This window comes from Maledivibacter sp. (assembly GCA_025210375.1).
Classification (GTDB): Bacteria; Bacillota; Clostridia; order Peptostreptococcales; family Caminicellaceae; genus JAOASB01.
Genome location: JAOASB010000044.1, coordinates 39,748 through 51,728, shown reverse-complemented (window position 1 = coordinate 51,728; position 11,981 = coordinate 39,748). Strand labels below are relative to the sequence as shown.

The window sequence follows — 11,981 nt, the reverse complement described above, 5'->3', positions numbered from 1 at the left end:
CCGTAGAGTAGCTATTTCTTACTATACTTTTATAATTATCCGAATCCCCATCTAATTCTCCTATTAATCCTCCTGCATACGAACGGTTAGTCTCACTTGAAGTCACATTACCTAATGCAAAACAATCCTCTACTGTTATTTTCCTATGATTATAGCTCCGTACCTCGCCTATTAATCCTCCTACTTTATCTAGTCCCGATGCATTTCCTAATCCATAACTCTCTGTTATTATCACATTATTTTCGCCTGCATTTGCGTATCCTATTAATCCTCCTATTCTTGAGCTTGTACCTATTACATCCCCCGTTGAATAGCACTTAAATACATCACTTTCATCTATGGAACCTACTAATCCTCCCATAATACTTCCTGATCCTTCTACTCTAATCTTCGCGGAACAATTTTCTATTTTCCCATAGACTCCATAACACCTTCCTATTAAACCCCCTATATCACTTCCTATTCCTTTTATTTTACCTTTACCTTCCACCGTACAGTTGCTTATATTACAACTATTTTCTGCTTGACCTACTAATGATCCTACATAAGAAACTCCTTTTATATCTGCATTTTCTATTTTTAAGTTCTTTATCTTTGCCCCATTAATATATCCAAATAGTCCTATATAGCTTTCTCTTTCCTTATTCACCTTCAAATTCTTTATCTTATATCCTCTTCCATCAAATTCTCCACTAAAGGCTACACTACTACTTCCTATGGGCTCCCATTCCTCATTTTCTAAGTCTATATCGTTCCCCAATACATACAACGCTGTCATATCATTAGATATTTGCTTTAACTCTTCCTTAGTTGTTATCACTATTGCATTGTCTGGAAGTGTTGTTGCTCTTATTAGATCACTCCACTCGCCTACGCCGTTATCATTTTTAGCTCTGATTCTATAGCTGTATTGTGTATTTGCCTGTAATTCTTTATGACTGAATATAGTGCTGCTTCCATGGTTTACTATTTTCCCATCAATCTCTATATCGTAGCCAGTTGCTCCCGGTACTGCTTCCCATGTTATTATTATTTGATTACTTTCTATTGTTACTTTACCTAATTCTACCTGTGATAATATCTCACTCATTGATTCTCCTCCTCTTTTGCTTAAAATCATTTTAATAATACTTTCTAACCCTACCGTTTCTAGCCACAACAATAAATTTTTTTCATACCCACTTCCCCCAATTCATTTTAGTTTTTAAATATACCAAAGTAAAAAAGCCCATGAATGATGTTATCATCAACATCACCAAGGCTTTATCCAAGTGGTTAGATTAATATGTTTTTATACGTTTTTAACGTGCAACGCCACGAATATGATACTATCTTATATATTAAATTATAGTATATAAATCCATCACAAACCGGCATACTTCCGGCACTTTTCCGGCTGTTTTAATTTATTCATCAGCCCATTTAGCTTTATATACCGGCTTTGCAATATGATATTAACACACCCATATATGTAAAAAAGAAATGGTGGCTTTTAAAATTGTGGTTTTCATTGTTAAAATAAAAGGAATATTATAAAATAAGGAGTATTCAACCTCCTAATTAGAGATTTGGTGCTAGGGGTTATTTTCATAAATTACGAAATAAAAATATTAAGGATGGAACCTGTTATGTTTAAAAAAATAGATGAACAAAAGTTATTCTTGAACAACTCTTACCTTGGAAGATATTTAGTTTATGGTATCAGAAATAAATTTAAACAAACCATTGAAGATCATAAGCATTTTCCTTCCATATCCATAAATAGTTCTTCGTCTCCTTTTAAATTTAAAGAATCAATAGGGAAAAGTATAGTAGAAAAGTATATGATTCAAAATAAAAGTTTCAAGGATTTTTTGCTGGCATCAGGAACCACAGCATTTTTAGTTATCAACGGGGATACCATAATATCAGAAAACTATTTTAATGGCTATCAAAGGGATAAAGCCCACAGACTTTATTCTATAACTAAATCCATTACCTCTGCATTGATTGGAATTGCTATTCAAGAAGGAAGTATTAGTAGTATAAAAAATCCAATAACCAAATACATATCTGGGCTTAATAACGGATTTAATCAAATTACTATAGAAAATTTACTAAATATGCAATCAGGAATCAGATTTAAAGAAGGCTATTTCCCTTGGAAGGATGAAATAAAGACGTATTTTCATCCCGATTGTAGAACATTACTTTCCAATATAGCAATTGAAGATAAAGTGGGAGATTTCTTTCATTACAATGACTATCATCCACTATTGTTAAGCCTATTATTAGAAAAAATTTTAGATATTCCAATCAATGAATTTCTAGAAGAAAAAATCTGGGACCCCCTTGGAATGGAATATCCTGCTCATTTAACAATAGATGATATTGAAAAAAAGTTCATCAAATTAGAAAGTGGGTTGAGCTGTACCCCTATTGATTTAGCAAAGTTTGGGAGGCTATATGTTAATCATGGTGCTTGGAATGGAAAACAAATTATAGATAAAAAATGGATACTTGACTCAACAGAAATTAATAATTTGAATCAACCGAGGGATTATTTTAAATATTATAATAAACATCCTTGGGGTAAATGGTTTTCAACTGGTAAAGGATATTATAAACGTTTTTGGTGGGGTTATAAAATCAACGAAGCAGAATACGACTACTTTGCCATGGGAGTTTTAGGACAAATTCTTTATATAAGTCCAAGGAAAAATACAATAGTCGTGAGATTAGGAAAAGAGTGGGGCATAAATGGGTGGTGGCCTAGTATTATAAAGGATTTTATCGATAATAATATATAGGGTTTCTTGTGTCTATGACAAAATGGTGGTTCTTACCTTCTTACTGTCACACAGAATCCATTTATGCCGGAAAGAACCATATACATTGTCAACATTGAATTTTTTTGACACAAACAACCTTACTAAGTATAATATTCAGAGAAAGTGATAACCTATGATATGGAAAAATCCATATCTCTAAAGTTATTACTTTAGAAAATTGAGAGGAGTGATCAATTAGTGAGGAATGAACAATCTAGGGACAACTTTAAATCACGTACTGGTTTTATCCTGGCAGCAGCAGGCTCGGCGGTAGGGTTAGGGAATATTTGGAGATTTCCTAAGGAAGTTGGATCTAACGGAGGTGGAGCCTTCGTATTAATATATCTATTTTTTATTTTAGTAATTGGAATGAGTGTATTACTTGGTGAGTTTGCCATTGGTCGTAATGGCAGGTCTAGTGTTGTAAAATCCTATGGCAAAATCAATAAGAATTTTAAATTCGTTGGCTACATATCCATGAGTGCCGTTATAATTTTACTTTCATTTTATTCTATTGTAGGTGGTTGGACGATTTTATTTGCCATAAAATCATTATGGGGAAATGCGGGACTTATATCAAGCGGTGGTACAAGTTTCTTTGATATGATTACATCAAATCCAACTTATTTAGTATCTGGAACTTTATTTTTCTTGATTGCAACTGCATTCATCGTATCCAAGGGAATATCAGGGGGTATTGAAAGGTATTGCAAGATATTGATGCCCATACTTTTCTTGTTGTTAGTAGTTATTGCAGTACGTTCTGTAACACTTCCAGGAGCAATGGCGGGTGTCATATGGTATCTTAAGCCGGACTTCTCAGTTATCACTGGAAAAACCGTGGTCAATGCCCTAGGTCAAGCTTTTTTCACCCTTAGCTTAGGTGCTGGAAGCATGATTACATACTCAAGTTATTTAAATAAGGATGTAAACCTAGGTACAACGGCATTATCGGTGACACTGGCAGATACATTTGTTGCACTTTTGGCAGGTTTTGTAACCATTCCGGCTGTATTTGCCTTTAACCTTGAGCTTAAAGCAGGCCCTGGTCTTGTATTTTTAACCCTTCCTAAGGTATTTACTAAAATGCCTATGGGTTCAATTTTTTCTATACTATTTTTCTTTTTACTATTTATTGCTGCCATTACATCTTCAATCAGTATGCTAGAAGTATCCGTATCCTTCTTATCCGAGAGATTGCCTCACTTTAAAAGGTCGTCACTATCTTGGCTTGCTACTTTGGCAGTATTTATTATAGGAATTCCACCACTTTTAAGTTTTGGTTCTTTGAGTGACTTTAGTTTGTTTGGGAAAAATTTATTTGATCTCTATGATTATTATGTAAGCAATCTTTCCCTTCCCTTCGCTGGACTAATGACTACATTTCTAGTGGGCTATATGTGGAATAAGAAAGCTGTGCTTGGTGAAGTTTCAAATAACGGAAGATTAAACAGCAGTATCTATGGCTTTTGGTACAAAGTCATAAAATATATTGCTCCGTGGGTTCTATTACTTATCTTCTTAAATGCTATTGGGATTGTAAAGTTTTAGATATAGGATAAAATAAAATGTACTCTATAGTAAAGGATTAAAAAAAGCCTATGCCATAGGGTACATTATTATATTTAGACATATTCAAAAAATAAACTAGTCATCTTACTCGTCCTTTTGATTATTTTTTCATATGCCTTATCTGGATATCCCGTACTCTAACCCTTTACTATACTCATATACTCTGTCTAGAACCCTTTCCTTTTCACTGCCCTCTAGGATAATTGGCTGATAGTTATTGATATTTTTTACTGAGGATATTGAACAGGGTATTATACTTCCTTCCATCTTTGTAATCCTTTTATCAACTACGGTAAACTCACTTTGAAATATTATGGTATCCTTATCCTTAGGATTTTTATTTCCTCCAAAGCAGAAATTGCCTAGGCTGTATACTATGTATTTATCCTTATATTTTTCTATTCCCTGTATCACATGGGGATGATGGCCTATAACTATATCTGCTCCTTCGTCGATGGCAAATCTCCCTAGGGTCTTTTGAACCTTATTGGGATAATACTTATTTTCATCTCCCCAATGTATGGAAACTATAACTATATCTGCCTTATCCCTAGCTTCTTTTATGTCCTTGGAAATATAGGGCTTTATGTAGGTTGACCATCCACGATACCCTATACTTGCAATGGTTATATCCCCTACGCTGTAATAAGTAATATAGCCTTCTCCTGAATATTGTACATCAGAATTTTTTAGGGCCTGTATAGTATCAAGAAATCCCTGTTTTGAGTAATCATATATGTGATTATTAGCTATATTGACCATCTCAATACTGCCTTCCCTTAATATATTGGCATAGTCTGGGTGTCCCTTGAAGCAAAACTGTTTATCCTTTTTTTCTGTGCTGGTAGTAAGAGGTGATTCCAGATTAACCAATGTCAAATCATCCTTTTCCAAAACAGGCTTAACTTTTCTAAAAAAGTATCCATAATCCTTACCCTTTTCTTCTAATACAAAGGGTAGTGAATATGCATATGCAGAACCTTCATAAATACCTAAAGTACAATCCCCAGCAAAGGTTATTTTTATGGGCTTGTTTTTGTCCTCTAATTCTTTACTATCTTCATCCTTCTTATCTTCATCTATTACTACGGGAGTATGAACCTCTAGGGAACCCTTATCCTTTTCAAATATAGCCATCAATCCCCCTGCTCCCAGAAGAACGAAGAAAATAAAAGAAATCATAAATACCTTCAAAAAATATTTCATATGAATCTCCTTCTATATAGGGCCTAATATTTACATTAAACTATCTACAGCCCATGTATTAATAATAATTTTGCTAAGTAAGAGTTAGACACTCTCCTCAATTATATAATAATATTAAAGATCATTAAACATACCATAAATATTTAAAAAGATACTCCCTTAGCAGTCCTTTATATGGCCTCTAAAAATTTATTTTCTAATAATGCCTTTTTTCCGTATAAAACTAAGGAAAGTTTGTTTATAGCGGTATTCCTTATTTTTTTGCACCATTTTTCACTGTAGTTTTCTTCATCGGCTATTATATACCACTGTTTACCCTTTATATATCTGGATTTTATTATCTTCCCCTCCCTAGAATCCAATGAATCCACAGCCTCTTTTATTCTATTTAACTTGCATGTATAAAGCTCTATTTGCTTCATTACTAGATCCGTTCTTGTAATATTTTTTATGGCAGTTTCCTCAGCTACCCTTCTTATCCTATTAGTTGAACCGATCTTGGCTTTTGAATAATCTACTGCTGAAATACCATCCTCAATATCTATCTCCTTTAGCTCATTTTTCAGTTCTTCAATATGCCCCCTTATTAGATTATAGCTTTTTAAACATTCCTCAGCCATTTTATAATATTCTTTTTTTGCTTTTATCATCTCTGCCACCCCACATTTGTCTAGTTGTTCAATTTCAATTATACAATCATCTTCTTTACTCCAAATTATTATGGAGGAACACCAGGTAATTATATTGTACTAAAGAATTGAAGAAATTAATACCTTGATATCGAACATTAGTTCGTGTATAATTTATGTATAATTTATAAAAATGTGAAAAATAAGGAAGTGGTGTTATGCTATTGAAAGACCCCCATGTTAATTTGTATAAAGCAATAAAAAAATATCATGAGGATAATGGATACGCTCCCACTGTCAGAGAGCTTCAAGAGATATGCAACTATAAATCCACCAGTACTGTGTACTGTCATTTAAAGGTTCTTGAGAAGGCTGAGTATATCGAGATGGGGGAAAGGAAATCCAGGGCAATAAGACTGTTATAAAAAATATAAAAATACTTGGTGAACTCCCCCAAGTATTTTTTAGTAAGAAAATTGTATAATTATCTACTTTTGAATTAGAATGATCTTTAATATATAGGCTATTTCTTCATCTGAAATCTCAATGTGATAAATCTTTTCCATATGGCTGATCTCTTTCTTGACCAAATTGAACTCTTTAATATGCTGCTGCCTGTATTCCTTCAACCCTTCAAAAACCACTTTATTATTCTGAAGTACTCGCTCCAACAGGCATCCCATGTGAACAGCCAATCCAAATATAGTATCTTTATCTTCCAAATTTAATTTCTCACTTAAAGTAGTGATGAACTTCTCAATATATACAATGGCCATGGCTACATTTATAAACAATAAATTCTTTTCTAGAATCTCTTTTGCCTCTTCATATATTGATTTATCCTTGGTATAATCCTCATTTTTAATACTAAAATCCAATTGAGTTTCAATATACCCTATAAAGGATGCTCTCATTTGCTCACTTAATACTTCTGTAATATGAAAAAAAGGCACGTCTATGTTGGGCTTAAAGCTTCCTACACAAGCTATTACATCGTATTCCTTTGTGGTTTGAATATATTCATCGCTATTGACATCCGCCACGGTATAATCTAATGGTATGATTTCAATATTTTGTACATTGGATTTCTGTAGGATATCTTCGAGCATATTTTTAGCTATTATACTTGTACCTTGTCCCGTTACACATACACTTATCAATGCCTTTTTCCTCTTGCTTAGTGTGATTTTTTTATTTTGAGTAAGGGATTCATATATGGTATTGATATCATCATTTCTATATATTACTTTTCTTAATGCTTCTAATACTAAGGGTGTGGATACTCTGTCTATAGTTCTAGTAATAATACCCGTTTCTTTGGTTATTCTTTCTCCAAAATTAACCACCGACCCCATATCTGCTAGAATCAATACACCTTTTCCCCTATTTATTCCCTTTACCATGGTCAATGCTTTACTATACAAATCTGAAACTTTACTGTCTAAGGGAATATCTAGTCCCTTTACATAATTTGAATTCAACAGCCTATTGCATACATTAGCCATACTAGTGGCTGTATTTTCTCCGTGGGAAATGATCAAAATGCCAATTTTACTATCTTCTTTCTTTTCTTTTTGGGCATTATGCAATAATACAGCAACAAAACCCACCTCATCCCGGGGGATATTAATATCAAATTCTTTATTTAATCTTTCTATCATTAACTTTGCCACATCCCACTGCTTGGGATATAACTTCATTGTTTCCTTAAACGTACTATTTACTATATAGTTTTTATTTTTAAGTCTTTCCAATACGGATTGGATATGAAATGCCAAACCAAATAAAAGTTTATTGGAAAAGCTTTTATTAAGATTCTCAGAAGCTAAATCTATTAGTTCTACAGTTACGTCTACTACTCTTTTATCTATTACTTTATACAATTCTCTTATATTAAACTTTTCTGGACTAAATCTCTTTATTACTTTTTTAAAAAATAGCTGTACATATTTATTGATCCTAATATCAACTTCTTCTTGACTTAGCCCATAGGATTGTAACTCCTCTAGTTTTTCAGATAATATATTGTATATATTCTCCTGTATAAGTTCCACGGAATGCTTTTCCTTGTCTAAAGGTTCTATGACAATGGTGGAATCAAAGATATTCAAATATTCCTGGGTATTTAAATCCAATTTGGATATATCGAATATTGAATTCTTTATATCATTTGAAAGCATAGAAAAATCTACCTTAAGCTCTTCCTTGTTTTGCAAATATCCTAAAAATGCCTTTGCACAAACCAGCTTTATATCTGAATATAATTGTCCTATATTCCCCTTACAATTATATATGGCTAAGGCCTTTAGCACCTCTGGTTCTATCTTTAAAGGTTTTTGTAACCTCAATGCCTCTCTACCAAATAAATTTTCGATGATCTCTACTCTTTCGCTGATACTTTTTTCCTTTAATGATGGTAATGTAATAATCACAGGTATCCTTCTTATAAAGGTATGCAGTAAATTATCATTGGGATCTTCTGTAGTCGCTGCGATAATCAATACATTACTTTTCCTCTGTTTATCTGTTTCTCCTAAACGCTTAAAGCTACCATTGTCTATTAAATAAAATAGCATTTCTTGACCATCGGGAGGTAACCTATGAATTTCATCTAAAAATAGTATTCCTCCATTTGCTTTTTCCACCAATCCCATTTTGTCAGTGTCTGCCCCTGTATATGCTCCCTTTGCATGACCAAAGAGTTGTGAAACCAGTAACTGTGGGTTATTGTAATAGTCAGAACAGTTAAAGGATATGAAGGGATATTTGTCTTCATCTAAATTTTTCTTTTGCTTAGCATATTCATACATTTTATTGGCAAAAGTAGTTTTTCCTACCCCCGTATCCCCTAAAATGAGCATATGCAATCCGTTGGTTGGATACATTATGGCTGCTTTAGCTTGTCCAATTTGATTTTTTAAGCTATAGTTGTAACCTACTAGTTCTTTAAATGGGTCTATCTCTTCTTTGTTCAATAAATAGTCTCTGATCTCTTTTTGAGTAAAGCTGTGTCTAAAGTCATTCCTTTGATTTATCTTTTCAATAATCTCTACGGGGAAAAAATATACTGGTCTGCCCCCTATTTTCACAAGTTCTCCATCCTTGAAGAGTTGATTTAGAAGTGTACTTGCATTATTTCTGACAATGCCCAACTCCTCTTCTATCTCATAGGCAGAAATCCCAATATCATATTCTTTTTCTAATTTTTTTAAGGTATCCTGGGCTGTTATCTTACCCTGTATATATTGTCTAATTTTGTCCATAGCTTTCATATATACGGCCTCCAATTGGCAATCTGTAATTAGCTACATAGTGTTATACAATATGATATACAAAAACTCACAAAACATCAATAATCCCAAATTATTTATGAAATGTTTGAAAAAGTGCAGGCCATTTTGATTTCTAAGACGTTTATCAAGTTTAAGGTCATACCTAGATTTGATAAATGTCTTAGGAACAAAAGGACGTAGCAAAATTAAAAATTTTCTATGAAGAATATGGAATTATTGGTGCATATAAATATAGGGGCTATATCATAAAAATGTCTTATGAGATTAGCCCCAGTATATTTTAAAATATATCTACTCTTTCTGTTTATGCCTCTACTGCTTTTACCTGTGTTGGATATTGCCAAACACTAAAATCTTCATCGGATATAGCCTGTGGAGCTTGGGCATCATTTAAAGCCTTGCTTATCATTAAGGAACGATAGTACATTTGTGCCACTTCCTCAACATATATGGCTTTAGTTAAGGCAACATCTATGTCCTTATCTACTGCCAGCACTCCATGCTTTTCCATTAAACAAGCATCTGCATTCTTTAATGGTTCGATGATGGTCTTAGATAGTTCTACTGTTCCTGGTATTGCATATTTAGCCAATGGCACTTTCCCACCATATGCCAGGGCTTCATATACAACTCCCGGAATTTCTTTTCCTGCAATCGCAAAGGATGTTGCAAATGCAGAGTGAGTATGGGCTACTGCATGTACATCTGGTCTAGTCTTATAGGCCTCAAGATGTACCAATATCTCGCTCGTAGGTAATACATCGCTTTTTCTTTCTATGATCTGTGCGTCTATATCAACTATAACGATATCCCTATAGGATAATTCATCCCTTGCTATTTTTGAAGGAGTTATGGCAATATATCCAGTCTCAGGATCTCTCATACTAAAATTACCTGACCCATCAAGGCATAATCCTATACTACTAGCTTTTTTAGCAATCTCTACAACCTTTTTCTTATATGATTCTAACATAATTCATCCTCCAATCCATTATTCTATGCTAACTCTTCGCCCTTTAACTTTGTCATATGTTTATAATACCAAACAGCTAAAGCTGCATAGCCTGCTAATATGATAATCCCTAGGAATTCTCCATTTATAACATTAGCTGCTTGTGCCATGATCCAACGGAATGCCGGTGCCTCTAAAGTTGACCAGATAAGCGTTTGATTCGCTGGAATATCAATTGTTCCTACTTGTCTTGCAAGTTCAGTAACCATTGGAGCAAAATTTGTAGCTACTGCTAAATATACTGGAGTGAAAATTGTTCCTAATATAATCATTCTTAATAAATCTCCACCGGTTACTATTAAAGCTACTGGTGTAAAACAAATATTTATTATTCCACCTAATGGTAATACCGTATTAAATCCAGCTTTAGACATTAATACTGCTATTACTAATTCTATTGGTACTAATATAATCGCACACACCCATATTTCAGCACTTCCCGCTAAGAATGGCCAGTCTAATCCAATATAAATCTCTCTGTCCTTGAATTTCTTTTTCATAAATTCATTAGCAGCATCTGCAATAGGTGCCAATGCTTGCATAAATAATTTTGCAACCATAGGGAATAAAGTTAAAGCAGCTGATACTTGAATAGCAGTTGTGAATATTCCCTTTATATCATATCCCCCTGCTAGTGCAATCAAGCCCCCTACAATGAAACCCATAACTCCATTTTCCCCAAAGATACCAATTTTTTCTTTAAGTGCCGCAGCATCTACCTTTTTATTCTTTAACCCTGGAATATAATCAAGTAAGCGATTAACAGGTGCTATTAAAATACCTTGCAGCATCATACCATGGGTACATGTAACTCCAGGTATTTTTGTTATTTTTTCAATAGGTTTCTGTATCAAATCTCCACTTTTTAGTTCAACAATAATCTGAATAGTTGCGATTACAAAGGCTGCCGGGATACTTCCTGTAACAGCGGCAACGATTACAGCAGTCAAGATTTTACTCCATACATTCCATAAATCTACATTTAAAATATTAGTCCATCCAAATGCAAGCATTAAGATATTAATTCCAATTTGTAATGGGAATAAAGCTAGAGCATATGGCCATGCCCATGCAATTGCCGCTAATGGAGACCAGCCCACATCAATTGTGCTAAGTTCAATCCCCGTATTCTTTACAAATTCAGTTGCTACCGGTGATATTGCTCCAAACATAAATCCTAAGATAACACCCATACCCGTGAATGCAATCCCTAATGTCAATCCAGAAGAAAACGCTTTTTTAAACTTCATGCCCATGATTACACCCAATATGATCATTACAATCGGTAAAAATATGCCTGCTCCTAAATCTAGGATATAATGAATAATTCCACTCATAGTATCTCCTCCTTGTATTTATTAACCTAATATTAGAGATAAACAACTTTAAGATTTAATGTTGTTTATCCATAATTGCATAATTACACCATAAATAACTTGATGCCAAATAGGATTTTAAA

General features: G+C 33.5%; 9 protein-coding genes. 3 read left to right on the top strand and 6 right to left on the bottom strand.

Annotated features, from left to right (window positions below):
* A partial coding sequence (locus N4A68_15550; protein MCT4565712.1) for a hypothetical protein occupies nt 1–1,090 on the bottom strand: 1,090 nt, incomplete at its 3' end.
* A 538-nt stretch (nt 1,091–1,628) separates the two neighbouring features.
* Between N4A68_15550 and N4A68_15545 the strand changes: the two genes are divergently transcribed.
* Together N4A68_15545 and N4A68_15540 are read left to right on the top strand one after the other, a co-directional pair.
* Nucleotides 1,629–2,789, top strand: a complete 1,161-nt coding sequence (locus N4A68_15545) for a beta-lactamase family protein (protein MCT4565711.1) — start codon at nt 1,629–1,631, stop codon at nt 2,787–2,789.
* 219 nt (nt 2,790–3,008) lie between these two features.
* Nucleotides 3,009–4,361, top strand: coding sequence for a sodium-dependent transporter (locus N4A68_15540; GenBank protein ID MCT4565710.1), 1,353 nt, complete (start codon nt 3,009–3,011; stop codon nt 4,359–4,361).
* A gap of 138 nt (nt 4,362–4,499) precedes the next feature.
* Here the strand turns inward: N4A68_15540 and N4A68_15535 are convergent, their stop codons facing one another.
* Together N4A68_15535 and N4A68_15530 are read right to left on the bottom strand one after the other, a co-directional pair.
* Nucleotides 4,500–5,588: a CapA family protein gene (locus tag N4A68_15535; GenBank protein MCT4565709.1), complete on the bottom strand. Its 1,089-nt coding sequence runs from the start codon at nt 5,586–5,588 to the stop codon at nt 4,500–4,502.
* A gap of 170 nt (nt 5,589–5,758) precedes the next feature.
* Nucleotides 5,759–6,238, bottom strand: a complete 480-nt coding sequence (locus N4A68_15530) for a hypothetical protein (protein ID MCT4565708.1) — start codon at nt 6,236–6,238, stop codon at nt 5,759–5,761.
* Between the two features lie 197 nt (nt 6,239–6,435).
* Here N4A68_15530 and N4A68_15525 point away from each other — a divergent pair, with 197 nt between their 5' ends.
* Nucleotides 6,436–6,642: a LexA repressor gene (locus N4A68_15525; protein ID MCT4565707.1), complete on the top strand. Its 207-nt coding sequence runs from the start codon at nt 6,436–6,438 to the stop codon at nt 6,640–6,642.
* Between the two features lie 63 nt (nt 6,643–6,705).
* Here the strand turns inward: N4A68_15525 and N4A68_15520 are convergent, their stop codons facing one another.
* The 3 genes from N4A68_15520 to N4A68_15510 all read right to left on the bottom strand — a co-directional run bounded on the left by N4A68_15520 (nt 6,706) and on the right by N4A68_15510 (nt 11,859).
* Nucleotides 6,706–9,489 (bottom strand): sigma 54-interacting transcriptional regulator, encoded by a 2,784-nt coding sequence (locus N4A68_15520; GenBank protein MCT4565706.1) that lies wholly within the window; start codon nt 9,487–9,489, stop codon nt 6,706–6,708.
* A gap of 325 nt (nt 9,490–9,814) precedes the next feature.
* Nucleotides 9,815–10,483 carry a class II aldolase/adducin family protein gene (locus N4A68_15515; GenBank protein ID MCT4565705.1) on the bottom strand — a complete coding sequence of 223 codons (669 nt, stop codon included), beginning with the start codon at nt 10,481–10,483 and terminating at the stop codon, nt 9,815–9,817.
* Between the two features lie 23 nt (nt 10,484–10,506).
* Nucleotides 10,507–11,859 carry a PTS galactitol transporter subunit IIC gene (locus N4A68_15510; GenBank protein ID MCT4565704.1) on the bottom strand — a complete coding sequence of 451 codons (1,353 nt, stop codon included), beginning with the start codon at nt 11,857–11,859 and terminating at the stop codon, nt 10,507–10,509.
* Nucleotides 11,860–11,981 lie beyond the last annotated feature (122 nt).